The following is a 25,766-nucleotide window of genomic DNA, read 5'->3' on the forward strand; positions in this document are numbered from 1 at the left end:
TTGTTAAAAATGTTAACAGTTACACGGCGCCAACCACCGAACCCAGATGTGGTAGTAACTCTAACACTAGCGCTGACAGCAGAAGAACGTACTCGTAGTCGTCACCGTTTTGAGACGGAAGATGGTAAAACTGTGTTTTTACGTTTACCGCGCGGGACTGTGTTACAGGATGGTGATATTTTACTTGATGAAACTAATGAAATCAGAGTCAGAATTGTTGCGAAACCTGAAGCTGTAATTACAGTTACGGCGCATCATGAGATAGATTTACTCCGCGCGGCTTATCATTTAGGTAATCGTCATGTGCCCGTTGAAATTACTCCTCAGTATTTACGATTGGCGCCTGATAGTGTTTTACAATCAATGCTTGAACACTTGGGATTACACGTAATACCTGAAATCTCAACATTTTATCCAGAAACTGGTGCTTATGGACACCATCATCACGAATAATAATCTTCTTTGGTTGTTACAGCTTGCTAGTCCAGCTTTACCTGTTGGTGCATATAGTTATTCGGAAGGCTTAGAAACGCTAACGGAACATGGTGTTATTACATGCCATGATACTCTCATGCACTGGCTAACTGCTGAATTACAGTATGGCGCCATTCGTTTAGAAGCAGCACTAATAGTACGTGTATATCAAGCTTTGCAAAATCAGGACTTTGCAGCACTGACACACTGGAATATGTGGTTAACAGCAGTGCGAGAAACTGAGGAGTTACGCAATAGTAGTTTGCAGATGGGACGGTCGTTAATTCAATTACTCGAAAAACTTCAGCCAGAAATTAAGATTATTAGTGATAAAGTTGGCACACTGTGTAATTATGCGGTAGCGTTTGGTATTGCTACAGCATATTGGCATGTGGATATGAAAGCAGCGTTACTTGGTTATTTGCATAGCTGGGTAAGTAATTTAGTAACTGCTGGAGTTAAATTAATTCCTTTAGGACAAACTACAGGTCAGCAACTATTATTAAATTTACAACCACTTTTAACGAGTGCGGTTGAAGAAGTATTACAGTTAGAAGACGATGACTTGAGTTGTTGCAGTTGGGGTGTATCCCTAGCTAGTATGCAGCATGAGACACTATATACAAGATTATTTAGAAGTTAGATTATTATAATTATGACTTTTAGAGTTGGGGTTGCAGGACCAGTTGGTTCAGGGAAAACCGCGTTAGTCGATGCGCTGTGTAAGGCAATGCGCGACGAGTATAATTTAGCTGTGGTTACAAACGATATCTATACCCAAGAAGACGCGCAGTTTTTAGTTCGCTCGCAAGCACTGTCAAAAGACCGTATTTTAGGAGTAGAAACTGGTGGATGTCCTCACACTGCTATTCGTGAAGACGCTTCAATGAATTTAGCTGCTATTGAACAGTTAGAAACACGCTTTGAAAATTTGGATTTAGTCTTTTTAGAAAGCGGTGGAGATAATTTAGCAGCTACTTTTAGTCCTGAGCTAGTAGATTTAACTATTTATGTAATTGACGTTGCCGCTGGTGACAAAATTCCCCGCAAAGGTGGACCAGGTATTACTAAATCTGATTTGTTGGTGATTAATAAAATAGATTTGGCGCCTTATGTTGGCGCCGACTTAGGTGTAATGGAGCAAGATGCTAAGAAAATGCGCGGTAATAAACCTTTTATATTTACTAATTTAAAAACTCAAGATGGATTAAACAATGTAATTAAGTTTGTTTCAATGCATGTTGGAGGTTAAAGTAGGTTGGGTGGAGGCTTTGCGGAACCCAACATATTATATTTATTTTCCAATATATCATGTTGATTTACTAACATTTTAATTTAAAATTCACACCGTCTATGGTTGCAAACCATAGGCTAATAGTTTAAGTCCATTAAAATGGACTATCAAAACAAGTATTATTTGTCAAATACTAGACTTATGTAATTAATCACAAAGGACACAAAGGGCAAAAAGAAAGAAAATAAAGATTTTACCCTTTAAGGTTATTTGCCTATTAAAATAAATATAACAACTTACAGACTGGCGCCTAGCGGTATGTACTATGGATACAACACATTCGCAAGAAGAAACTCAAGAAATACTCACATGGTTAAATAGAAACCGACGGATGTTACTAGATTTTTACAAAAATCAGTATATTGCCTATAACGCTAACGGTATCATTGCCCATAGTGAAAATTTGCGAGAAGCTTTAGATATAGCGGAGGCTTCAGGACAAAGGTTTGTTATTTATTTTGTCCCTCGTTCTACAGGTTCAGTTAAAATACTACCTATTCGCTTTCGTGCATTAGTGCGTCATGATTGGGAGCCAAATTATGAAGTACGACTCCAGCATGGTGATAAAGTAATGAATGCTGTTATGTTAGTAGATAGTGGTGCCGAACTTAGTTTAATACCTTTTAAAATAGGCGAAGAATTAGGATATAGTTTGGCAGATTCTGAGTCTAAACTAGTCGCAGAGACTATTGGTGGAAACGTGGAGTATGTTATGCGCGATATTCAAATGACTATTAATGAGAAGCAATTTGTTGCACCTGTCGCATGGTTACAAACTGATGCAGGTGCAGCCCAACTATTACTCGGTCGTGAAATTGTATTTGATAAATTCAATATCGAATTTCGCCAATCTGAAGAAAAAATTATATTTCATGCCGTAGAGGCGCCTTAACTAAAAAATCAATGCGGTTCAAGTTTTCCAATTCCTATTTCTCTTAATTTTACCCGTATATCCTCAAGGTTTTCACCGCAGTAATAATATTTTTTATCCGCGATATCGGCTAAATAGTAACCGGGCTTGCCATCGTTGATTTGCTGTAATTTTGCAGCTAGTTCTTTCATATTTAATATTTTAACCTCCGGGAAATGCTCCTCTAAGAGGTTGCTTAGTTCAAGAGTTTTCAAATAAAAAATACTCAAAATTTTATTGTGGGATGGGCGTCCTCGCCTGTCCAATCTTCAAAGTGACTCATCTTTTTAATCTTTTAAGGCAGGCAAGGATGCCTGCTCCACAAGATGGAGAATTAATTTTTTGGGCACCTCTTGTGTCAGAATGGATACAAAATTTGCTTATTATCAAATGGTTCGTCATATTTTAAAGGCTACAAAAGAAACGGTGCATCTAGGTGGTTTTTCGCATTTACTACCACCTGCGCTTAGGGTTGATTCTGGAGATACGGTAGATGTTGAAACTTATAGTGGGTTTTATGTGTATGATAAGGCACCACCAGCGTTTCTGACTCCTGAGTTTGTTGATATTTGCCAAAATTTGGCCCCAGAGCGTAAGGTTGCTGGTGGTCCACATTTGTTGACTGGCCCTATTTATGTAAAGGGTGCAGAACCGGGAGATGTTTTGGAAGTAGAATTACATTCAATCTCACCGCGTTTACCTGTTGGGTTTAATGCTATTCGCAGTGGATGGGGCGCCTTGCCACAAAAGTTTACACAACCTGCACTAAGATTTATTGATTTGGATTTAGATAATAATGTTGCGGAGTTTCCGAAGGGGTCAGGTATTAAAATACCTATTACGCCTTTTTTTGGCATTTTGGGTGTGGCAACTCATGATGAACACCGCTCTTCGATACCACCTGGATATTATGGTGGTAATATCGATAATCGGGAACTTCAAGCTGGCGCCCGTATATTTTTACCTGTGTTTGTATCTGGTGCTTTATTTTCGATAGGTGATGGTCATTCTGCACAAGGTGATGGGGAAGTTAATGTCACGGCGATTGAAACTTCGATGAATGGTACTATTAAGCTAAAAGTTCGTAAAGATTTGCATTTGAAGGCGCCAATCGCTGATACACCAACTGATATTATAACGATGGGTTTTGGGAATACCCTTGATGAGGCTTTACAAAATGCCGTCTCAAGTATGATTGATTTTCTAGAACGCTTTGTTGGTATATCAGCCGAAGATGCTTATGTGTTGTGTAGTTTGGCTGTAAATTTTCGCATTAGCCAAGTGGTAAATAGTCCACAGAAGGGTGTACATGGGATGCTGCTTAAGTCTATTTTACCAAAGAATGTATTGTAAGCTTGAATTTTGCACTTCCCTACGCTCAATATATGGATACATCAAAATTAATTTCACTAGCTGTCGGTGGTTTAGTATCTGGAATTCTCGCTGGATTTTTGGGTATTGGTGGCGGTACTGTTTTAGTACCGTTGCAGGTCGCATTAGGATATACGCCGCTTCAAGCTGTTGCTACTAGCAGTTTTTCTATAGTTATTACCGCTATTTCTGGAAGTATCCAAAATTGGCGTATGGGCTATTTGAGTTTTAAGCGAGTTATATATTTAGGATTGCCTGCGGTTATTACTGCACAATTAGGAGCAGAACTTGCTACTCGTATCCCTTCGTATGTTTTATTAGTAGCGTTTTCATTGTTACTTTTACTTAATATCTATTTAGTACAATTACGTAAACAACTTTCTAATAGTGAAGCCGAAAAGAGTAATAACTTCAACCCTGTTCTGGCAAGACTTTTTACAGGTGGCGCCGCTGGAGTACTAGCTGGATTATTTGGTGTTGGTGGTGGTGTAATTATGGTGCCACTGCAAATTTTGTTACTAGGTGAAACAATTAAAGTTGCAATTCAAACAAGTTTAGGGGTGATAATGATTACCGCTGTTTCTGCCACTATTGGACACGCAGCTAAAGGTAATATTTCGTGGACAGTAGGATTGATATTAGGTATAGGTGGATTGATTGGCGCCCAAATTAGTACTCGTTTTTTACCGAAGTTACCCGACCATATCGTCAGTTTAGCATTTCGGACACTACTAGGTGTTTTATCTATATATATATTCTGGCAAGCTTGGCAAGCGTTTTCACGTATGTAAAGGTGATTGCGGACGATAAAAGCTACAATCAAGCAAAAAACGTTATATTTTTTGCTTATTGATATGGAACGTCGAAAGTTTATTCAATATATAACTTTAACAGGTGCTGGGATGACGTTGACTAGTTGTGGAGGTAGAAAAAGTACTCCTACAATTAAACCGACAGTTCAAGCTTCACCAGTTTCTCTTTATCAACCCTTAAAGGTTGGATTTGTTTATTCTGAACAAGTGGGGGATATGGGGTGGACTTACGCACATGATTTAGGACGTAGAGAAATGGAGGCAAATCTTAAAGAGAAAGTAAAAACAACTTTTATCGAAAACGTCAATAATGGTGCAGATGCTGAGAAGGTGATTCGGCAATTAGCGCTTGACGGTCATGAGTTGATTTTTACAACTTCGCTTGGTTATATGAACCCCACTATTAAAGTTGCTTCATATTTTCCTCAAGTTGCTTTTGAACACTGCACTGGTTTTCAACGTGCGGCAAATGTTGGTACTTACATCGGTCGCTTTGAAGAATCGCGATATTTAACCGGCATGATTGCTGGTAAAATGACCAAATCGAATATTATTGGTTTTATTGGCGCCTCTCCAACACCAGAAGTAATTCGGGGAATTAGTGCATTTACCCAAGGTGTAAGATTGACAAATCCAAAAGCCAAAGTACGGGTAGCGTGGGTAAAAACTTTATACGACCCAACTTTAGAACGTGAAACTGCTATATCTTTGGTAAACTCAGGCGCCGATATCTTAGCACAACATACCGACTCAGCGGCAATAGTTCAATTTGCTGAAGAAAAAGGAATTTATGCGTTTGGTTACAATACCGACATGAGCAAGTTCGCACCAAAAGCACATTTAGCATCAGCAATTAATCAATGGGGTAAATTTTACACCGAAAGAGCCATAGCAGTAATTGAAAAAACATGGAAACCAGAGGATACTTGGTATGGAATAGCACAAGGAATGGTTGATATATCACCAATGAACGCAGTAATTCCTCCAGATATACAAAATTTAGTTAATCAAAAACGCAACGAAATAATTCAAGGAATTGCCCATCCTTTCGAGGGACTCATTAAAGACCAAAAGGGAGTCGTGCGAGTTCCAACAGGAAAAATACTCGATGATAAAGCACAATTAGCAATGGACTGGTATGTTGAAGGTGTTGAAGGAACCATACCTAAATAACTTTTAGCTTTTATATTTTCAAACTACTTTTATTTAATATGACAAAATCTATTCCTGTTGCTACACCTCCAACAACTACAAGGCGCCGCAGTCACACAAGTGCTATGAATGATGATATGCTAGGATACCTTGAACATTTAGCCCAGCAAGGTGATTTTCTTCGCATACCTTTCGGGATACTAGGTTCAGGCTATTTTCTCAATCATCCCGATTTAGCACAACAAGTTTTACTCAAGCAAGCTAAAAAATTTCAGAAGATATTCACTGTAAAATACACAGCAAAGGGAATTTTTGGAGAAAATTTATTTACTAGTGATGGTGAGTTATGGCAGGTTTTGCGCTCTATTATTAATCCTGCATTCAATGCCCAACGGTTTAATGCATATGCAAGCATTATGACCGATTATACAAAAATAATGATTTCGCAATGGCAACCTGGAGAAGTTATTGATATCCCTACTGCAATGATGGATTTAACTTTGGGTATTACAAGTAGAGCTTTTTTTGGTGAAGATTTGCGAGATAATCAAATTGGTCAAGCAATTATTAAATTTATTGAATTATTCTCTCAGCGGATAAGTTCTTTTCCTGTACCAATTTGGATACCAATTAAAAGTAACTTAGAGATGAAGCGGCTATTTGCCCTCATCGATAACCACGTAGGTTCTATAACAGTAAAACGGCGCCAATCAGGCGAAGATTATGGTGATATATTATCAATGCTCATTCAAGCACAAGCAAGTGATACAACAGGTTTATTGACGAATGAGCAAATTAGAAACGAAGTACTAAATTTATTTGCTGCGGGTTATGAAGTAACTGCACACTCCATTGCGTTTACATTATATCTTATCTCTCAACACCCAGAAGTCGAAGCGCGCTTGTTAGATGAAATTAATCAAGTGGTTGGAGACAAGACTGTAACAATTTCAAATTTAAATCAAATGCCATATCTTGAAATGGTACTATTTGAATCAATGCGATTATTGCCTGTAACAGCAGTCGTTTCTAGACAAGCGATTGAAAACGTTGTTATTGATGACTATATTATACCCAAAAATAGTTTAGTTTTAGTGGCGCCTTGGACGCTGCACCGTCGTAGTGATTACTTTCCTGAACCTTTACGCTTTGACCCAGATAGATTTAATAGTCAACATAAAGACAATATTCACAAGTTTGCCTATCTTCCTTTTTCCGGAGGACCTCGCATTTGTATAGGTAATGCGTTTGCTACTATGCAAATGCGAATTAATATAGCTATGATTTTACAACGCTTTAAATTAACATCACTTTCTGATTATCAATTGCAACCAATATTTAATTTTAACACCCGCCCTAAAAATGGCTTACCCATGCTCACACATGCACGCAAGGGTATAGATTAGCATTATCAGCCAAAGAAAGCTTAACAATTCTTAGTTAATAAAAACTTCAGATATACAAAGGGTTTGAGACACCGAATAAGCGTAAATACTTATAAAAAATAAGCCACTTTGTAAAGGTTAATTGCCATCTGTTGTCAAAGTTACTTTGTTAGGTACAAACTAGAACTATATATACAGGCAATTATTCTATGAATGCTATTTCTAACGTTGAATTCAAACGCCCAGTTTGGCACACCATGTTAACTTTAACTCTAGGTTTCTGGTTAAGTGCTAGTTTACTTATTGACTGGGTAATTATGCCTAGCATGTACTTTTCGGGGATGATGAACCTAGATAGTTTTGCTTCCGCAGGTTATTCGATTTTTTGGAATTTTAACCGCATTGAATTATTATCTGCTGGCGCCGTCTTAACTAGCATTCTCGCTTTATCAAAAACTCAACTACGTTGGCATGGTGGTGTAGCTGCTTTAGCTGTCACACTCTTCAGTATATCTCTGGCATTTACATATTTCTTAACACCACAAATGTGCGCCACAGGGATAGATTTAAACTTGTTTGACTCAGTGTCTGAAGTTCCAGCATCAATGAATCTGCTACACGGCTTATACTGGAGTTTTGAAGCATTTAAATTGACAGCACTTGGCTTAATATTCGGATGGTGCTGGCGCCAGAAAGGTTTAGTATAAATTCAAAATCACAACGAAATTTATAATGAAATTTTGTAGAGACGTTACATGTAACGTCTCTACAATCATATTATGAAGCTGTTTCTTCTTCTGCATCATCAGCTTCTTGGTTATTGAAGAAAAGTAGACGTACTGCGAGAATTGCAAATCCAACTGCTGCAACACCTTTGAGCAATCTTGTTGGTAAAAGTTCTGCTACTGCACCTCCTGCTAAGGCGCCTAGTAAACTAGTTAATAACAATGCAGCAGCGCTACCAAAAAATACGGCACGTGGATATTGGCAACGTCCTGATAGTGCAATTGCCGCTAGCTGACTTTTGTCGCCTAACTCTGATAAAAATACTGTAATAAAGCTTATTCCTAAAAGATGCCAGTTCATAATTTATTAAGTAGGGGGTAAGTTAACCGATGAAAACATCGCAAAATAACATGACGGAAATCAGCATTAACATTACTCCTGCTGATTTTTCGACTGTTTTGGGTGAAAATTTGCTTGCCATCCAACTACCTAACAGTACCCCTAATAAGCTTGTAGTGATTAATGCTGCTGCTGAACCTAGAAATACTACTAGTGGTGAGTGAGACTCGGCGCTCATCAATAACGTTGATAACTGGGTTTTATCGCCTATCTCAGCTAAAAATATCGTTACAAATGTTGTTGTGAAAGTTACCCATACCGATTCTTGCTTACAAGGCGCCTTTTCTGAAATCGATTGTATTGTTTCAATGGTGGCAATACTATTAATTGTTGAGTCAGTAACGACTGGGGTGTCGAGGTCGTTCTCTAACTGAGTTATGTAGTTGCTTGGTCTATCGTCAACTTTCACAGGCGCCTTCTGTAATTTACTAGCTATTTTTCATATTCTTCTCATTTTTACAGATAGTGTTGACTTTTCGCAACCCTTTGGAGATTTTACGAGTTTCTTTTTTGAGCGTTGCCTACTATACCTAGTATATTGATACGCGACAGTTTGAGGTTATCTAACGCGCGCTTCAGTAGTGATGTGTCTGTTTTATCCATCCTAATGGCAAGTAAAATCCCGTTAGTGTAAGGCGCCAGCAAGCTTGCGTCTGCTAATTCATCTAAATGAGGAGTATCATATATTACTAAATCGAAGCTATTCTGAAATTCCGCCATCAATCGCTTTATCTTTTCAGATGAAAGTAGTTTGATAGGGTCTGGAGGTGTTGGTCCAGAGGTAATAATAGATAATTCTTTAATTTGAGGGTATTGTCGAATTACTTCTTCGATAGGAGAGTTTGTTGAGATTAAGTTACTTAATCCCCATAAATTATTAAGGTTGGCAAGGGTGTGAATTGCAGGTTGACGTAAATTTGCATCGACTAGTAGTACACGTTGACCCATTACTGCGGCAATTTTAGCTAAATGGAAGGCAATTGTAGATTTACCATCTGAATTCATTGCCGAACTTACTACTATTGAACGAATTGGACGGTCGGAACCGAGGAACTGTATGTTGGTATATAGTACTCGCAGTGCCTCTAAAAATTTCTCTGAGTAATGACCGTAATCCGAGACTCGCGCAATTGAAAATTCTGGAATACTGGGATGCTGTGAGTTTATGGTTTTTATCGCAGAAATTTGCTTACTTGGACGATTTTGTTCGCTTTGAAGTTGTCTCTCAAATGGAATGGTACCTACTAATGGTAAATTGACTCCTTCTTTCAAAGCTGAAACTGTGTGGTATGTATTGTCTAACTTTTCTTGTAGAACTGCGGCGCCTACTCCTGCTACCATACTACCAAGTAATCCCATAATTAAAGCACGTTTCGTATCTGAACTTACGGGTGATTCTGGTTTACTGGGTGGTTGAATTAATTGCCAAGGTAACTCATTTTGTGATATCTGGATTTGTAGAGTTTCGCGTGTTGTTAGAAAACGATTTAAACTTTCGGTTGCAACCTGTAATTTTCGCTGTAACTCAGTATATTTGCGTGCTTGGACAGGTAATTGTTTACGCATTTCTTGAAGCCTTTTTTCTGAAGAAGCTAGCTCGTTACTTTGTACTTCCAACGTTTGCACTTGTGTAGCTGCTTGTGCTGTTCTCACATCCATGAACCGTTGTGCTTCTTGCGTCAATAAGGGTAATAAATTATCCCTCTTTTCTCTTAGGGTGCGAATACTAGGACTTTCTTCTTGATAACGTGCGAGTTCAGTAGCGATTAATGCTTCTAACTGACGTACTTGTACAAGCAACTGCTGGTAAACAGTCGCATCGTTCAACACCGCGAGTTTACCATTTTCTCCACTCAATTCAGATAAATTCGAGCGCGCTTGTGCTAGCTGTTGATTAACTGCGAGTCTCTGTTGCGATAATAAACTAAGTTGACTTGCTATTTGCTGCGCTTGAGCATCTGGGTCTACAAAATTGTTTCGCTGTCTAAAAAACTGTATATCTTTTTGAATTGCGTCAACTCGTTGTTGTGATGCTGGCAGTTCTCTCTCAATAAACTTAATTCCTTGACGGAGTTTGGTTTGCTTCTTTTCTAAGCTGTACTTTAAATAATCTTCAGAGATTTTTTTGGCAACATCATGAACTTGCGCTGGGTTTTCCCCTCGATACCGTACCTCAATTATCTTAGTTTCACCCAAACGCACTATAGTCAGAGAGTTAATTAGCTTGACATAATCAACTTCTGGATAAGATTTTTGTAACATCTTAACCACATCACCTAGTAAATCAGGACTTTTGAGAACCTGAATTTGGCTTTCGTAATCTAAACTTGTTTTTGTTGCACTAGGGTCTTTAGTAATATCCAGTGCTTTGCTGTCATCATTTACTGCTTCCACCAATAATCTAAAACTACTTTCATACTCTTTTTTCTGGTTTACTATCGAGTTAGCGTTTATCCCCATCACAATGGTTGCCACCCCAACCACAACTAGCATACGGCGCCGTATAATACCCAGAAAGTCGCGAAAATTCCAATCATCACCAGTTCCTTCAGACCAAGGTAAAGCCACTGGTTCACTATATTTTTCAGAGTTCTGACTGCGGTCACGGTCTGAAGAAGAAAACTTAGAGTAATTCCCCATTTTTTTTATAAATACTTAGTTACAATTTAAACTTTACTTTTACGCTTTTATAAGTATCAAATTTTACTTAAAATTAAATTTTTAGTTATAGGGATAATATTATTAAACCATTACTAAGTAAACAAAGCAATCACTTCAGTTAGAATTGATCCCCCCAACCCCCCGCGTGGAAGGGGGGCTAAAAATTTATTTATTTTACAATTATTTTTATTAATAGGACTTACGCAGGCAAATACAAAACTTAGGGTGGCATAGCACAAACTTAAGAAATGTAGGTTGGGTGGAGGCTAAAGGAACCCAACTCATAATTTAACATTAAAAGGCTTTATTATATAGCATTATAATCTTAAGTACGTGCTAACTGGCGCCAACTGTAATCTAATAATCTAAATAAAATTAAAATTAGCCACCTATTTTAATACATAAATACTCAGCATAAGTTTCTGTATTATAATTTGCCTCTACAATTTCAAACCCTGCTCTGGTTAGCATTCCCTCAATAATCCATGAAAAAGTACTATGTTCTTCACGCACATGCGTCTCAAAGTCTCTAGCTGTCCAACCTTCACCTTCTGATTTTGCGACCTGTTGAATCCATTTGTTAATTGATGCTTCGTATTCTGCTGGTGGAAATGAGAAAATTACATCTCGCAAGTAGAGAATACCTTTTGATTTAAGCATTGCCGCAATTCTGGTAAAAGCAACCATTTTCCAAAAATCTGGCAATATATGAAGTGCATTTTTAATAATTACAAAATCTGCTAATTTATCTTGATGCTCGTAACTTAAGAAACCAGCTTTATGAAACTTAATATTATTAGCACCTGCTTGTTGTGCTTTGGTTTGAGCATAATTAAGCATCGCTTGTGAAATATCGATAGCATGTACAGAAGCTCCAGTAAGTGAAGCTTGAATTGTAAAGTTGCCTGTACCTGCTCCCAAATCAATAACAGTATGCTCTGCATTGATTCCTAAGCGATTTACTAAAGCTTGTTCTTTTTCTTTTGTACTTACTGTTTGATTGCGGTCGTAAACTTCAACTTGTGCTGCATCTTCAAAATCAACACCTGCCATGTAGGATTCATCAAAATACCAGGCAGGAAAAGAACTCATTCTTTGTTGTATACAGTAATAAAGAGCATCCAAATTAAATATATAAATTGGTTTTTCATATTGCAAACCAGCTTTTTCAATTACCCTTTTTGAAGCTAGATTATCAGGTAATACCATTGCAATAATTCTATGTAATTTAGCTATATTGAAACCATATGAAACTGCTGATGATGCTGCTTGTGTTGCAATTCCTCTTCCCCAATATGCTTTACTAAGTCCATAAAGCACTTCAACTTCTGACAGTTCATCTAAATAACGAAGTCCACAATAACCAATCATTTGAGATGAAGCATTTTCAATAATTGCCCAAATTCCATAACCTCGTTGCCAATGTTTAACGAAAGTTAAGAGCGCTTTTTCAGCTTTTTCTCTTGGAATTGCAACTCCTCGACTAGGAAGAAAACGAGTTACTTCTGGGTCTGCCCAAATTTCTGCAAGTGCATCCAAATCAGAAGATTTAATTGGCCGCATTGTGAAACTACCAATTTTTAAAATAGCTGCATTAGTGGAATTTATCATAAGCAAGATCGCTATGTGACGATACTAATTTAAGGGATAGCCATAGCACGCACCATATTAATTATACTTTCTTTCATATTCTTTGTAATGTAGATTATAATATAAATACTGAATAGGTTGTGATAAGTAGCAAATTAGTATGATGTCACCGCATTTAGATGATATAAAGCGTTCTATCGGTACTTTATCTTTGGAAGAGCAAGAATGGCTCTTAGAACGTATCTCTGAACAAGTACACCACAAAAAACAGCTACTAGATAAATTTGCTGATGCTGAATATATGGCTGAACAAATTGCCCAAATGGCTCAAGACCCAGAAATACAAGCAGAAATTGCAGCTATTAATCAAGAGTTTATTGTTACAGAAATGGATGGTTTATTAGGAAAAAAATATATTAAAATTGCATAGTTTGGTTAATATATACTTCAACTTCTTTACCAGCAGGTAAGAACCAAATATTTCCGCGTTGAGTCATTTGTGAAATAGCTTGTTGATTACGTTGTGCGATTTGAGGTACTATAGCGCTTATACCACCATCGACAACACCCGCTAATACATTACGTCTAGAGTTGCTATTACTAATTGTTGTTCCTGCACCGCTTGTGACGACGACTTGAGATTCTGTACGATTAGCTAATTCCGCAGCTTTGCCAATACCTCCTAATACGAATAATCCTGTGTCCATCCAAGCTATTGACCCCCCTTTATTGGGATATTGGTTTGCTATTAAGGGTCTACCTTCACGCGCACGAACTATTATTGCATTTTCGGCTAAAGTTTTTTCTGATATGCTATTACCGTTGCGGGTAACTAGTTTGGTAACGTTGAGTTGAACTAAACCTTGTTCGGATATTGAACGAATTTCTGCTAGTAGTTCTGTGTTTACGGGTAAAGCTATTTTTTCATCTGTATATTTGAGGGGTTCTCGCAGACGCACTACAAATACTGGTTTTCCTGCTTCGTTTGTGTTGCTGTTGTTTGAACGAGTGGTTTCTCCAAATACAGCAGTTGCAAATACTGCTTTTACTGTACTACCTACTGCTACCGAAGAAGGCGCCTGTGTAGGTGTAGGTGTAGGTGTAGGTGTTGGTATGGGTGTTGCTGCGATAGTTGGTGTCGGAGTCGATATTATTGCTGGTGTGGGTGTTGGTGTTACTGGTATCACTGGTAATGGTGTGGGGGTTGGTGTGGGTGTAGGAGTGTTGCTAGCTAGTGTATCTTTTTTGTAGTAGTCGTTTAATTCTGCTAGTTTGACTAAATCTTGAAGTGAGTCTGGTGTAATTTGTGGGGTTGGTTGAATTGTTGGTTTTGGTATAGGTTTTGCGGTTGCTTGGGGTCGTGCGGGTGGAGTTTGAGGTGCGGGTATGGTAACTATACGTATACGTTCTGGTGGTGGTTGTACGCGCGGTGGTGTATAGTTAGTTGCTATTCTAGGGGTTGGGATTAGTCGTACTCTATTTGTAACTACTGGTTGAGTTCTAACGGGTGTTTGTGGTGTTGGTTTGGGAGATATTGGTAGTGGGTTTCTCAGTTTTTGCTGTGCTGCTTTGACTGCTTGTGCTTGCTCGGTTAATGCTAGTTTTGTTTTTAAATCTTCGACTTGTGATTCGAGTTGTGGGGTGGGTTGGAGTGTTGGTTGCGGTTGTGCGGTAATGGTATTGGCTTTTGGTTTTTGATTACCAGGGTTCATTATTTGTGATAGGAATAAACCCGCTACTAATACTACAGCGAATGTGCCGGCGCCGACTAAGCCTAGTTTTGCGAAGGGACTTGCGGATAGGGGTTGTTTGGTTTGTAGTTCTTGGGGTTCTGGTTGTGCGGTGTTTTCTGGTTGGTTGTTAGTTGGATGTTTTGTTTCTAGTCCTACTAACTTTGACATTCTTGCTTCCCAGTCGGATGTGTCTGGGGTGTTTGGTAGTTTATTCATATTCGGTTTCAACCCTAGGAATTAAGAGCAGTTTTTATCGTTGATGTCGCAGACGTTATATATTTGTAGTCTTGCTTCTCCGAGACGGGAGACTGCTACGTTTAGTGGTACTGGTAAATTTGGTAGTGAGGCAAACGGCGCCTCTACTGCTTGTACTAAAATTTGTTTATTAAAGGGGATTGTTTTTCCTAATTTATCGGAGTTGGTGAAGATGATTTGATTGGCGATTATTTCAACTTTCCATCTACCCTCACTAATTTTACTTGGTTGTCCAATGGTTTGGATGACTAAAACGTTTTCGGTACCCTGACTCAATGTTTCTGAAGGACTAATTATTGATTCTAATTTTGGCTTTAAGTTATCATTTACTAAAACGGAACTTGTTTCCCAAACCATTCGTGGTTGTTGTTGCTGTGACCAAGTAAGCATTAAAGTCATTGTTTCACCCACAAACCGTCTTATTGTCTCCGGATACCTTTCCATATCAGGTTTTGGGTCTACACTTATGGCACGTCCATCAATTAACTGCACCAAACTTTGAGGAGTTAAGCGCTGTTGCAACTGCTGTAACAACGACCAATGAAACGTCAACAACAAAAAAGTAAACAAATGTAACCCAAACGTCGCTACAGTAAACAACGGCAAAAAACTAGCTCTCTTACTCTCTGACTTCATCACCTCTTCCTTTGCGTTATGCAGTGTTCTTTGCGGTTATTTAATGAAAGTCTGGTCATTCTTCAAATTCCCACAAGACTTATCCTGACTCAAACCACTATACTCATCCACCAAACATAAATTTCTAATCTCATAAATTTCCAACTTATCAGCACGAACACTATAAATAGCTTTTTGTAAATCGCTCTTCATACTTTGCGGATACCCAAAAGCATCAACCGAACGCACAAGCAAATCCTTATTAAAGGGAATTATCACACTGCGGTTATCAGATTGTTTCTTCTGTATTAAATCTGCCACCATTCCAACTTGCCACTTACCAGGAGCAATTTTCTTGGGTGGATATATCCTTTTAACTGCTAACCGTGACGAAATAGCTTGACTCGGATTATTTAAAAAAACCTCTGGTGGTGTCATTTCCGCTATTTTCGTCAAAAACCCTTTACGAAAATCCTCAGATAACGCAAACCCAGCAACCCAACTAGTAGTACTAATTTTTTGATTCCCCTTTCCTGTTGATACTGGTACACCCCCATCTGGTTTAGGTTGTGTTGCTTCATCAATAGACTGCGGTGGTAACTTTCCTGACCAGTTAAACATTAACGTCATCGTCTTATTTACGAACTGACGTATTGTCTCTGGTTCTGGTTCTAAATTCGATTTATTTATATCTACCGTTTTACCATCTATCATTTGCACGAAATTTGGAGGTTTCTGTAAACTCAACGAGCGAATGTTTAACCCCTGTAATACCAGCATCGATAAAGCTAATAGATGTAACCCAAAAGTTGTAAACGCAAAAATCGTTAGAACGCTTGTTTTAGCTTTTTTCTTTTCGAGTAAACGAACCATGTCTTACACCTCGCTAAACTCTATCTCGAACTAATGCACCCGTATAGCTAATGGCATTGAATATCGCAAACCCTCCTGCACCTGCTATAACTAGAGAAACGATAGGCGCCAATAAACCAAGAAAAATCATAAACCACATCAAGTCTGGGTCGGTATTGGCATTTTGTCCTGGCCCGTTGACAATGACTGCGGCTGTTATGATAGCGATAATGTTAAAGGATATTTTAGAAATTCCTAAACATAAAAATCCTGTTAACCATGCAAAAATTGGTTTACCTGCAACTGGTAGTAATGAACCTCCTACTGCGAGTGGACCCAAAGCAGCTACTAACAACATCGTAGCTTCGATCAGGTTCTGAAATGCATACTGTAATGAAATAAAAAAGTTTTTAATAATCGTTTGCATTGTGGAACCAAGCAATGCGTTAAAAGTGCTTTCTGATACAGCCCCCGGACTATAAGCAATTTGAGTTACTTTAGTCTCCAAGCGGTCTATCCAAATTTGATTTCCGTATAAATTCCGATATTCTTGCCAAAGTAAGCTAGCTTTCTCACTTGCTTTGACTAGGCATTGAGTTTGCTGCTCTCCTAAAAGTGACCCACATGGACGCAGTAAAGACCCTGCTATTTCTTCACCTGTACTCATGTTTAAAGCTTGCTGATATATTTTATTCGCGTCTGCTGTTGTGATAATTTGCTGGTTAACTGTATTGAGTAAGTTCCTAACTCCTAGTGTCAGGTTAGATAATGCACTCCCTGTTCCTGTGTTTGTAAGTAGTAATACTATAATAAAGGGCCATATCAATGCTGATATTGGTCGCGAATAGTCACTATATATTAAATCTTTGAGCCATTGGAACATGAAAAATAATAATGTACCAACTGCAAAAAATATACCTAGGTTTGTTAAGGCACCGTAAAAACTATTATTGCTTTGTAATAAATCTAACCATTGTTTGTCCCATGCTTCGGCGATACTCTTTGCTGTAGTGGCGCCGCTACCTATTACATTATCTATACCAGTTTGGGCTAAATAAAACATAGTTAAGGTTTTCGACCGAATAAGTCAGTTTGAGATGTGGTACGCAAAAGTCGCGCTGCTTCGGTTGAGTTATCGACTCGACGCGCTCGGTTTGTGTCTTCTATCTGCTCTCCGATATTGGCTAGGTTTAGGTTGGAGTATTGTAAAAGTTGGTTTTCGTGAATTGTTTGTGCAAGCGTTTCGGCAATGATTTTGGATTGGTCACGCTGTATTTTGATTTGCTGTGTTAGTAAGTTGGATTGGTTGAGGACACTTAGTAATGTTCCAATAGGTTGGCTGATACTGGCAAGTCGATTAATTTCGGTTTGAATGTCGTTGACAAAATCTTGGTTTATGTTGTCTGCTTCTTCGGCAAATGCGTCAATACTTTTTAATTGTGTTTCGACGTTTTGGAGTTTGATTTTTGTTCGCAGTTGTCCGTTGTTGCCTAATGTTCCAGCAGCAGAACTACGAAATATTAAACGTTTCATTTCGTTGCCAAATATTATTGAGTTCATTAAAGGGTTTGTTTCATAGTTACTAGATAATAAGTTTACATTAATGTCGTTACTGAGGGTTTCTCCGGCGCCTAGTGGGTTAGGAATGTTTAGTTCTCCTGTATTGCTTGTGATGGCGCTTTGGCTTTGAATTTGTAGGGGTTTTAGTTCGTTTAGGTTGTTTCTAAGATGGTTTTGTAGGTCTGCTGAGTACGATTGAAAGTCTGTCCATACTTGCCCTAGTTGTGCTGTGGCTGGTAAGGTGATAATAAGGGATAGAAAAGAAGTAATTATAAAGATTTTTTTCATATAAAAATTAAGACGGTTTTCTTAGGGATGTAATTAGTTGATGTGCGAATTTTGATATTGCTTCATATTTATCGGGGTATTTTTTCATCATTATGTTTCGTGCGTTTTGTTCGTTAGGGTTATTGGCTACTACTGCTAGTTGTTCGTATCCTGGGTAGTAACGGCAAAAGGTGTAAATACCGTTATTATCTAATAACCATTGGCTGTATACTCCTTCTTTTCTTGGAAAAAAACTTTCTGATGCATTGCGTGAGATGATTTCGCGTGGGTATTTTAATATGTCTACAAAGCTATCTATCGCAACGGGTTGGATACGTCCAACTAGTCGCGTTGTTAAGTTTTGTAATATCTTGGATGCGGCTTTTGATTTGGCGATGGTGTCGGGGTCTTGGGCTGATAAAATAACTCTTATTCCAGCTTTGGCGCCGTTGGCACATATTCTACCAACAAGATTGGCGATTTGCTCGAATTCAAATAAGATTGGCGCCTCGTCGATGAAGAATATTGATGCTGGGTTACTAAGTGCGCGACGTAATGCTGCTGAGTATGCGCTCAATGATAATATTGCTGCGTCTTCACTATCTGATAAATTTCGTAGAGCAAATACTAAGAGTTGAGCATCGGTGGGAAAGCTTGATGGTGCTGATATTGCTTGTCCGACTCGACTCGATAACCAAAACCGCAACCGCAAACGAATTTGACTAAGTGCGTCTTCAACTCGCTGACTCATTGCGTCTAGTTGTAAATGTTCGGGGGAACAAAAGTAGAGAAAATCTTGTAAGGTTGGGGTTTTTTGCCACGCTGTAGTTCCAAACCCTCCTTCCATTGCCATTTTATATCTTTGTTTGATCCCCTCGTCGGCAAAGAATGCTGTTAATGCTATGTTCAACAGCGAACGCACTGTTTGTGATAGCAATGGATTATCAGTTTCGGCGCCCAACACCATTGTCATGAGTGCCGATTCGAGGAAAGCTGTATAATCTAGCTCACGGTCGCGTTGTTCTTCTGGTGATAATAAGCGTAGGTCTGGCTGTTCAAATAAGTTATTCGATTGCTTGGATATGTCAAAATAGGCGCCTCCTTCTATAAACTGTGTGTAGTCGGTAAACGTTGATGTTCCATCGGGTTTGGGAAAATCTAATGCAACTACTGGTATATTATGTGCTAAGGCTTGCGTTAATATTCCTGATACTAATACTGATTTACCTGCGCGTGTTGTCGCAAATAAAGCTAAATTCTTATGTTCGTTAAATAAATCTAAATGTATCGGTGTTCCACCTTCTTCTGCTATTAATTCAAACCCGTAGTTATCACTGGGTTTGGTTAGTACTAGGGGCATTAAACCGGGTACTTCGCTGGTTAAATATAATTGGCGCCGATTAAATGGTTTCGCTAATAGTTTTTCCCATACAATTGGTAAAGTTTGTAGCCATATTTTCCAAGTGTACTGAGTCTCTCTTACTACTTCTGCTGGACGTTGAAAGCAATTTTCTATATATCTCGTCGCTTCGTCTAGTTGTTCGACGGTAGAACGATGGACGAAAATCACGACTCCTGCGTAAATTGGTACGGCGCCTTCGTATAATTGTTCTTGCGCTGCTACTGATTTTCTGAGCTTTAATTGAGCATTAACGTCAATCGTTTTACTTTTTTCTTGAGCCATTAATGCGGTCATATTTGACTGCTTTAAGACTCGTTGTAAAGTTGTTTTAACCAAAGCTGGGTTTGCCGCAGTGAGTTGACAAAATACTTCTGTGTCTACAACCGTTTCACGTGCTAATAATTCCCATAAATATCGTAACTGCGCTGTTTTACTCTGCCAACTACCCGGTTTTTCTAGAAATGTTAAGGCGCCTATATAATTATCTTTAACATGAATCCAACGACGGTCTGCACACGGTATACTTGACTTTATCAATAGTGTTGTACTATGAATATTCTCTAATAGTAATTTAGTACTTGCTAAGTCCGAATAAACTTCTTCGTGGAGTCCATTTTCATCGAATGTAAGCAACTGCGGAATAGGGACGGGTGGATTATTATTAAAACGGTGCCAAATTTCACTCCAAAGTTGTTCTGTATTTAAAGGTTGAATATCGAGTGCCATTTTATTGGCTAATACTTGCTCCCAGCGACAAAATCCTTGAAAAGCATCGGCAATAATAGCTTCGAGTCGCTGATTTTCGACTTCTGCGACTTCTCCCTTAAATTTGAGCCAGAATAATTCAGCTTTGGCTAAAATCCGTTCTATCCAATCACTTGTATTAGTCGAATTACTTTCAACTGTATAAGTGACATAAATTCGTAGAAATTTTGGCTTGCGAACACCATTACTCGTAAGTTCTTGAATACGCGCGCGTTCTGCGAGCAGTAAATATTTTATATCTTTTGAGGGTACATTTTTAATTAGAGACGCAAGTTCTTCTTGTCGTTGAGCATCTGAACTAAACGAACCAAGGTGAAAAGTAATTTGCTCGTTGACGGGGATATCCTTTAAACCAGCTTCGATATTACCGATGATTTGGTCGATTTGTTCTGTTCTCAAAGTCGTGTGAACACCCCGACACTCAAAACCAAAAACAAAGCATAATCTATCCTTTTGAGTTCCTTGTGTCAAAATATAGGCGCCAATATCGCGTCCACCTAGTGAGATCCGCAACATGGTAGCCAAATTGAGCGCATCCTCAAACGGAGTTAATCTTTCACTTCCTGTTCCTTCGACGCTTTGCTTTCCGATTTTTTCCTTCATGATTTCTCAGGATGCTGTGATAACGGGCAAATCCTCTAGTCCAAGTCGGAACACCGATAAACTTACTTAAAAAGCGCCAACTTCTACCCCCTGTGAGTATCCACCAAGTGGCAATTCCCCATGTAGCTAATAACGCAGTCCACAACCATTTTTGAAACTCATCTTGGAATATACCTCCAAAAATGCCGTTGACAATGAAATAAGAAGCTAGAGCAATAATCGTCCAAGGAAGAACCTGGTCGGCAGGTATGGGACCTAATGAAGGTTGACTACCGAGTATCCTATTAACTGGACGAAAATCCTTATCTTTATCTTGACTCATTAATTACCAATTACAAAACCTGTAAGTACATCCGCAATTGTCACAGCAATCACAACTAGTAAAGGCGTTCTAGCGATATTCTGCCAGTCATCATCCCTACGAACTGCGTTAATTACGCCAATTAGAGCTACTGCTATATACAGTAAATACAACGCCCGTAGCACGTTAAAAATCAAACTTATAGCAGCTTGCGTACCAGCTGCATTAGTCGTATTAGAGGTACCTTGTGTTAAGTTATTTCGGAAAAAATCCTCCGCACGTTTAAAAAACTGAGCTTGAGCCGGGTCTGCAAAATAGTCTAACCAAAAACAAGCTAAAATTACACCTACTGCAACAACCTGTAAAAATATAACTTGGCGCCGAGGTAAATTGACTTGGCGCCCGATTTGATGTATAACTACTGAAATTAAACTACCTGCGAGCAAGCAAAACAGCAGCACAGGACTTTTTAAGCTAATGGCGCCTAATAGTATTGTGCAGGCGATTAAGAAAGGTATAAATTCAAGCATCATTAAATACCGAGATTACAGTAACCTTCTCAAAACAATAAAAAGTATATGTATAACTATTTTCGACAGGTGATTATGTTAATAATCATATAATGATACATTAATTTTGTTCTTGAAGATACTATAAAAATTTAATCACATTTTTCATACGCATATATTTGGTTAAAATAATGACTAAGTAATATATGATGAATTTGCAACGGATGTAGCGGATGATTTATTTGATGCAAACAAGATTTCATTTTGCGGCACCTTTCTTAAACGAATCAACTATCCGTTACATCTGTTCATCATCCGTTGCCAATTTATACCTGCGGTTCAAAATTTGCGTCGTTTAACAGCTTGTGCGGGATTACCAGAGTATATGGTCATTGATTCTAGAGAATGAGTGGTGACACTGCCCAAAGTCAATACAGCACCTCTACCAATCGTCACACCTGGTCCAATCATTGACTTAGCGGCAATCCAACTACTTTCTTGAATATAAATAGGAGCTACAGACAATTTGAAATTAGCGTCACTCCAATCATGATTACCAGTACATAAGTACACACCTTGAGACAAACATACATGATTCTCGATCTTTACATGAGCAAGATTATCAATCCAGCAATTCTCACCAATCCAAACACAATTACCAACAGTTAGGCGCCAAGGAAATTTTACCCTAACACCAGGTTTAATGCGAACTAGTTGCCCAATTTGCGCTCCAAAGAAGCGAAGTATCCAGACTTTAATATTAGACATGGGCAACCAATGGCATTCTACCAAAGGAGAACCGACGAAGTACCATAGAATTTGCTTCCATAAAGGCGCCCCTGGTGTATAAGTGCCGATAGTATATTGGTCTAAACGCATAAAATCATTTACCAAGCGTTTGTGCTGTAAAAATCCACAGTACCGACCGAAGCATATCTCGGATGATACGAAAATTTGACTCTTGAGGTTGATTTGAAGGAACGGAAACAGGAGTAAAAACAATACCTCGACTACCTAGAACCAAAGTACCAATAGCTTTAGCTCTGGGCATATGATAATCGTTGGTAATTAGATACAAATGTTGAATTTTAGATTTTTGGAAATCATTTACCAGAGTAGTAAAATTAGTCACAGTATCAACTGCGCGTTGGTCAATACGTAATCGAGTAGAATTAATACCCGCAGTTTTAAAGATTTTTTTAGTTTCTACAACATTGGGAACCGAAGATAGCCATACATCTAAATTTGGGAACCAACGCGCAATTTCAGCAGTTACCTCTTCGCGTTTTGGTTCACCACCTAAGACAAAAAATGCTTGAGGTTGGGGTGCTTGATGTGACGCTATTTTAATTTTGATGGGAATGATTAGAATCAGGGTTAGAATGAGAGTAATTATAAATAGGCGCCAGTATTTTGTTAAAAAACGATAGAAAAGTTTCATTTGCGATAATAATGAGACTTTTTAATTCCATATTTAAACACTTTACGAATACCATTACGCAGCATGGCATCTCCTTGTAATATAATATCTCGAAGCTTTTGTTCTGGGCGCCCGCGAAAAGAAGTAACGTGAAAATATGATTCACTGTCTACAGGTTGATTAGAGAAATAATAATTCGACACACAACACCTTGACAAGTGATAATTAACTTTGTTGACAGAATGTAAAGATTTTTTATTAGTCATCATAATAACTAATCGGTTGAACTTATAGTCAATAGTTCGACACTGATTTTTTAAACCGGAGTCCCATAGTTCTAAGTTGCCTCCATATTCAGGGCGCCAATGAGGAGTGACATAATATAATAAGTTTAAAACGCGATACTTATCTCGGTCTTTATCATGAGAGTTATCAAGGTGTGGGTTAAGAAAACAACCCTCATCCATCAAGCTAATACCACCTGCATAGAGGTATTCATCGGGAGATAGTTGCTTAATTCCGGTAATTTCAGAAATAACCTTTACTACTTTCGGATGCTGGAAAGCATAAATTATCTCGGATATTATCGGGCTGTATTTATCTATTTGAATACCTACGTATTTATATTCGCGCCAGTCATTCAACTGTAACATATCTTGCTTTTTAGGGAAAGCTGCGTATATACTTTTAACATCAGCTTCATCTAACAAATCATCAAGATAACAGCTAGCTACTTGGTTAGGAATGTGAAACTGTTTTTTGAGGTTTTCTTTAGCTCCTTCCAATTTATAAGCAATAATTTCAGCACATGTATTTAGATTTAGCAAATCATCAGAAATAAAATAGTTCATGTTTGTTTAGATAACGACAATGTATGTTAAATCAATTGCTTGATTTGAAAAAACTTATATTAGTAGAAAATAATGTAGAAGCATGGGAAGATGGGATTTTAAAATGCAAAATTCCTCATATAACACCAGCGATTGAAGCAAATAGTTATTACTTTGGGCATCCAGAATGGGGAAAAAATTATTTTGAAGCTTGTCATCGGGATGAGAAGTTTGTAGAACTTTGGCAGGCAGTTATAAATCGTTGGGATGCGGCTATAGTAGTTGATATTGGTTGCGGTCCAGGTAATGTGTATGCATCTTTGAAAGACCAATGTGGAGAACCAAGTTTGTTAATTGGTGTAGATGTTTCACTTGGCGCCTTAAAAATGGCTCAAAAAATTGGTTATACTCCTGTATTAGCGGATGCACATCAATTACCATTTATTTCTGGGTTTGCCGATATTGTGATGCTAAATGCTTGCCTGCACCACTGCGATGATATGGCGAAAGTTTTGGCAGAAGCTGCGCGTTTAGTGCGTCCAGGTGGACTATTAATAACCGATCATGACCCGCAGTTAACTGCTTACCAGTTTCGGGGTTTGGGTTTACTGCTTTGGCAGATGCGTTTACCGTTTTATCGGTTAATAAAACGAGGTGGACATTCCACATCTCAAGAGCAATTTTGGAGTATAGCAACAGAAGTGCATCATAAACCAGGTGATGGTACAACATCAGAGTTCTATCGTCATATACTTGAACCGCTTGGATTTGCAGTTCAAATATATCCCCATAGTCATATGGTGGGTGAAAAAGCTTTACAAGGAGATTATGGTAAATCTTTCGACAAATGTCGTTTTGCTCAACGGTTATCCAGTATAGACCCAGATAAAACAGAAGCAGCACTGTCGTTGATGTGTGTTGCTAGGCAACGGATGATGAACGGATGTAACGGATAAGTAATTATAGATAGATAGAGCAATATCTATCTATTTATTTATTTATCTATCTATTTCTCTATTTATTTATTTATCTATCTATTTCTCTATCTATCTATCTATCTATCTATATCTGTATTTGTTATTTGTGATGAATAACTTATCCGTTACATCCGTTGTATCCGTTGCACTCTCCATTTCAATTAAACGAATTGCCAGAATAATTTCAGCCAAAACACGTTGAAATGCGTAATACCAGCCTCGCCATCCATCCAAAATGCCACCTTTGAGAATTAAGCAGTAAACTAAGACAACAAACGGCGCCACTATTTTCTGTTTGCGAATAGTATCGCTCAAACTCAGCTTACTAATTGGGGTTTGTTGTAATTTTTTAGCTTCAATTACCAAATAACGATCTTGTGCCCATAGCCAACGACTTAAAGGTTTACGGTCGTCGTGGTAAATATAACTTAAAAGCATCCCCGACTTACCTTTAACTTCTAAAAGCTGTGTGTGTCCATCATCTATATAAATAGATTTATCTTTACGGAAAAGCGCTTGTCGGGGAGGAAGTATTGTACCGCGCAAGGGTTTACCAAATACACAGTATTTAAATTTACAATAATACCCATCTACTGATGTATTTTCAGGTAATGCTTTGATTTCAGCAATTAGCTCAGAACTTACTGTATAATCGGCATCTAGAGAAAGTACCCACTCAGAATTTACTTTTTGTAACCCGTAATTCCACTGCATTGCGTGAGTATCAAATGCACGTTGAAATATTTTAACTTGTGGATATGATTTTAGAATATCTAGAGTTTCATCGGTGCTATAGCTGTCAATCACAATAATTTGCGCTGCCCAACACAACTTTTCGAGAGTCCGGTTGATGTTGGGCGCCTCATTATAGGTGAGGATAACAGGAGTTATTTTTTCTAACAT

General features: G+C 38.3%; 28 protein-coding genes. 11 read left to right on the forward strand and 17 right to left on the reverse strand.

Going from position 1 to position 25,766, the window contains the following annotated elements; genetic code table 11:
- Positions 1 to 9: 9 nt before the first annotated feature.
- The 4 genes from ureE (at position 10) to DSM106972_RS21220 (ending at position 2,660) form a co-directional block, all read left to right on the forward strand.
- On the forward strand, positions 10 to 453 hold the full coding sequence (gene ureE, locus DSM106972_RS21205; protein ID WP_127082583.1) for an urease accessory protein UreE: 444 nt from the start codon (positions 10 to 12) through the stop codon (positions 451 to 453).
- Positions 431 to 1,117, forward strand: coding sequence for an urease accessory protein UreF (locus tag DSM106972_RS21210; protein ID WP_127082584.1), 687 nt, complete (start codon positions 431 to 433; stop codon positions 1,115 to 1,117). The genes ureE and DSM106972_RS21210 overlap by 23 nt, the downstream gene beginning before the upstream one ends.
- Before the next feature lie 9 nt (positions 1,118 to 1,126).
- A complete protein-coding gene (gene ureG / locus DSM106972_RS21215) occupies positions 1,127 to 1,726 on the forward strand; it encodes an urease accessory protein UreG (RefSeq protein ID WP_127082585.1) in 600 nt (199 codons plus the stop codon).
- Positions 1,727 to 2,033: 307 nt separating this feature from the next.
- Positions 2,034 to 2,660, forward strand: coding sequence for a DUF5678 domain-containing protein (locus DSM106972_RS21220; RefSeq protein WP_127082586.1), 627 nt, complete (start codon positions 2,034 to 2,036; stop codon positions 2,658 to 2,660).
- 8 nt (positions 2,661 to 2,668) lie between these two features.
- Here the strand turns inward: DSM106972_RS21220 and DSM106972_RS52210 are convergent, their stop codons facing one another.
- Positions 2,669 to 2,830 (reverse strand): hypothetical protein, encoded by a 162-nt coding sequence (locus DSM106972_RS52210; RefSeq protein WP_170213591.1) that lies wholly within the window; start codon positions 2,828 to 2,830, stop codon positions 2,669 to 2,671.
- A 238-nt stretch (positions 2,831 to 3,068) separates the two neighbouring features.
- Between DSM106972_RS52210 and DSM106972_RS21225 the strand changes: the two genes are divergently transcribed.
- The 5 genes from DSM106972_RS21225 to DSM106972_RS21245 all read left to right on the forward strand — a co-directional run bounded on the left by DSM106972_RS21225 (position 3,069) and on the right by DSM106972_RS21245 (position 8,105).
- Positions 3,069 to 4,031, forward strand: a complete 963-nt coding sequence (locus DSM106972_RS21225; protein WP_127082817.1) for an acetamidase/formamidase family protein — start codon at positions 3,069 to 3,071, stop codon at positions 4,029 to 4,031.
- 32 nt (positions 4,032 to 4,063) lie between these two features.
- Positions 4,064 to 4,840, forward strand: coding sequence for a sulfite exporter TauE/SafE family protein (locus tag DSM106972_RS21230; protein WP_127082587.1), 777 nt, complete (start codon positions 4,064 to 4,066; stop codon positions 4,838 to 4,840).
- Between the two features lie 63 nt (positions 4,841 to 4,903).
- On the forward strand, positions 4,904 to 6,034 hold the full coding sequence (locus tag DSM106972_RS21235; protein ID WP_127082588.1) for a BMP family ABC transporter substrate-binding protein: 1,131 nt from the start codon (positions 4,904 to 4,906) through the stop codon (positions 6,032 to 6,034).
- A 38-nt stretch (positions 6,035 to 6,072) separates the two neighbouring features.
- A complete protein-coding gene (locus tag DSM106972_RS21240; RefSeq protein WP_127082589.1) occupies positions 6,073 to 7,419 on the forward strand; it encodes a cytochrome P450 in 1,347 nt (448 codons plus the stop codon).
- Between the two features lie 188 nt (positions 7,420 to 7,607).
- Entirely contained in the window at positions 7,608 to 8,105 is a 498-nt protein-coding gene (locus tag DSM106972_RS21245; protein WP_127082590.1) for a hypothetical protein, read from the forward strand.
- 70 nt (positions 8,106 to 8,175) lie between these two features.
- On the opposite strand, the gene DSM106972_RS21250 is transcribed toward DSM106972_RS21245, so the two are convergent.
- The 4 genes from DSM106972_RS21250 to DSM106972_RS52580 form a co-directional block, all read right to left on the reverse strand.
- Positions 8,176 to 8,484, reverse strand: a complete 309-nt coding sequence (locus tag DSM106972_RS21250; RefSeq protein ID WP_127082591.1) for a TMEM165/GDT1 family protein — start codon at positions 8,482 to 8,484, stop codon at positions 8,176 to 8,178.
- A gap of 22 nt (positions 8,485 to 8,506) precedes the next feature.
- Positions 8,507 to 8,932 carry a TMEM165/GDT1 family protein gene (locus DSM106972_RS21255; RefSeq protein ID WP_127082592.1) on the reverse strand — a complete coding sequence of 142 codons (426 nt, stop codon included), beginning with the start codon at positions 8,930 to 8,932 and terminating at the stop codon, positions 8,507 to 8,509.
- 86 nt (positions 8,933 to 9,018) lie between these two features.
- Complete coding sequence (locus DSM106972_RS21260; protein ID WP_127082593.1) at positions 9,019 to 11,163, reverse strand: GumC family protein; 2,145 nt, start codon at positions 11,161 to 11,163, stop codon at positions 9,019 to 9,021.
- A 402-nt stretch (positions 11,164 to 11,565) separates the two neighbouring features.
- On the reverse strand, positions 11,566 to 12,795 hold the full coding sequence (locus DSM106972_RS52580) for a GNAT family N-acetyltransferase (protein WP_201800763.1): 1,230 nt from the start codon (positions 12,793 to 12,795) through the stop codon (positions 11,566 to 11,568).
- A gap of 139 nt (positions 12,796 to 12,934) precedes the next feature.
- Between DSM106972_RS52580 and DSM106972_RS21275 the strand changes: the two genes are divergently transcribed.
- A complete protein-coding gene (locus DSM106972_RS21275; protein ID WP_127082594.1) occupies positions 12,935 to 13,204 on the forward strand; it encodes a hypothetical protein in 270 nt (89 codons plus the stop codon).
- Here the strand turns inward: DSM106972_RS21275 and DSM106972_RS51490 are convergent.
- The 11 genes from DSM106972_RS51490 to DSM106972_RS21335 all read right to left on the reverse strand — a co-directional run bounded on the left by DSM106972_RS51490 (position 13,191) and on the right by DSM106972_RS21335 (position 23,907).
- Positions 13,191 to 14,723, reverse strand: coding sequence for a TrbI/VirB10 family protein (locus DSM106972_RS51490; protein ID WP_158632858.1), 1,533 nt, complete (start codon positions 14,721 to 14,723; stop codon positions 13,191 to 13,193). The two genes, DSM106972_RS21275 and DSM106972_RS51490, sit on opposite strands and share 14 nt — an antisense overlap.
- 21 nt (positions 14,724 to 14,744) lie before the next feature.
- A complete protein-coding gene (locus tag DSM106972_RS21290) occupies positions 14,745 to 15,398 on the reverse strand; it encodes a hypothetical protein (protein ID WP_127082595.1) in 654 nt (217 codons plus the stop codon).
- A gap of 36 nt (positions 15,399 to 15,434) precedes the next feature.
- Positions 15,435 to 16,250: a hypothetical protein gene (locus DSM106972_RS21295; RefSeq protein WP_127082596.1), complete on the reverse strand. Its 816-nt coding sequence runs from the start codon at positions 16,248 to 16,250 to the stop codon at positions 15,435 to 15,437.
- Between the two features lie 13 nt (positions 16,251 to 16,263).
- Positions 16,264 to 17,292 carry a hypothetical protein gene (locus tag DSM106972_RS21300; protein WP_127082597.1) on the reverse strand — a complete coding sequence of 343 codons (1,029 nt, stop codon included), beginning with the start codon at positions 17,290 to 17,292 and terminating at the stop codon, positions 16,264 to 16,266.
- Positions 17,293 to 17,294: 2 nt separating this feature from the next.
- Positions 17,295 to 18,077 carry a hypothetical protein gene (locus tag DSM106972_RS21305; RefSeq protein WP_127082598.1) on the reverse strand — a complete coding sequence of 261 codons (783 nt, stop codon included), beginning with the start codon at positions 18,075 to 18,077 and terminating at the stop codon, positions 17,295 to 17,297.
- Between the two features lie 7 nt (positions 18,078 to 18,084).
- The gene (locus DSM106972_RS21310; RefSeq protein WP_127082599.1) at positions 18,085 to 20,826 is read right to left on the reverse strand and encodes a putative type IV secretion/conjugal transfer ATPase; all 2,742 of its coding nucleotides are present in this window, start codon (positions 20,824 to 20,826) and stop codon (positions 18,085 to 18,087) included.
- Complete coding sequence (locus tag DSM106972_RS21315) at positions 20,780 to 21,148, reverse strand: hypothetical protein (protein ID WP_127082600.1); 369 nt, start codon at positions 21,146 to 21,148, stop codon at positions 20,780 to 20,782. The genes DSM106972_RS21310 and DSM106972_RS21315 overlap by 47 nt, the downstream gene beginning before the upstream one ends.
- Positions 21,148 to 21,657 carry a hypothetical protein gene (locus DSM106972_RS21320; protein ID WP_127082820.1) on the reverse strand — a complete coding sequence of 170 codons (510 nt, stop codon included), beginning with the start codon at positions 21,655 to 21,657 and terminating at the stop codon, positions 21,148 to 21,150. The genes DSM106972_RS21315 and DSM106972_RS21320 overlap by 1 nt, the downstream gene beginning before the upstream one ends.
- A gap of 318 nt (positions 21,658 to 21,975) precedes the next feature.
- The gene (locus DSM106972_RS21325) at positions 21,976 to 22,515 is read right to left on the reverse strand and encodes a WcaF family extracellular polysaccharide biosynthesis acetyltransferase (RefSeq protein ID WP_127082601.1); all 540 of its coding nucleotides are present in this window, start codon (positions 22,513 to 22,515) and stop codon (positions 21,976 to 21,978) included.
- Between the two features lie 4 nt (positions 22,516 to 22,519).
- On the reverse strand, positions 22,520 to 23,077 hold the full coding sequence (locus DSM106972_RS21330; protein WP_127082602.1) for a YdcF family protein: 558 nt from the start codon (positions 23,075 to 23,077) through the stop codon (positions 22,520 to 22,522).
- Entirely contained in the window at positions 23,074 to 23,907 is an 834-nt protein-coding gene (locus tag DSM106972_RS21335; RefSeq protein ID WP_127082603.1) for a 2OG-Fe(II) oxygenase, read from the reverse strand. The genes DSM106972_RS21330 and DSM106972_RS21335 overlap by 4 nt, the downstream gene beginning before the upstream one ends.
- Before the next feature lie 23 nt (positions 23,908 to 23,930).
- On the opposite strand from DSM106972_RS21335, the gene DSM106972_RS21340 reads away from it, so the two are divergent.
- Positions 23,931 to 24,842: a class I SAM-dependent methyltransferase gene (locus tag DSM106972_RS21340; RefSeq protein WP_127082604.1), complete on the forward strand. Its 912-nt coding sequence runs from the start codon at positions 23,931 to 23,933 to the stop codon at positions 24,840 to 24,842.
- Positions 24,843 to 24,944: 102 nt separating this feature from the next.
- Here the strand turns inward: DSM106972_RS21340 and DSM106972_RS21345 are convergent, their stop codons facing one another.
- The gene (locus tag DSM106972_RS21345) at positions 24,945 to 25,766 is read right to left on the reverse strand and encodes a glycosyltransferase family 2 protein (RefSeq protein WP_127082605.1); all 822 of its coding nucleotides are present in this window, start codon (positions 25,764 to 25,766) and stop codon (positions 24,945 to 24,947) included.

It is taken from the genome of Dulcicalothrix desertica PCC 7102, assembly GCF_003991905.1.
GTDB classification, from domain to species: domain Bacteria; phylum Cyanobacteriota; class Cyanobacteriia; order Cyanobacteriales; family Nostocaceae; genus Dulcicalothrix; species Dulcicalothrix desertica.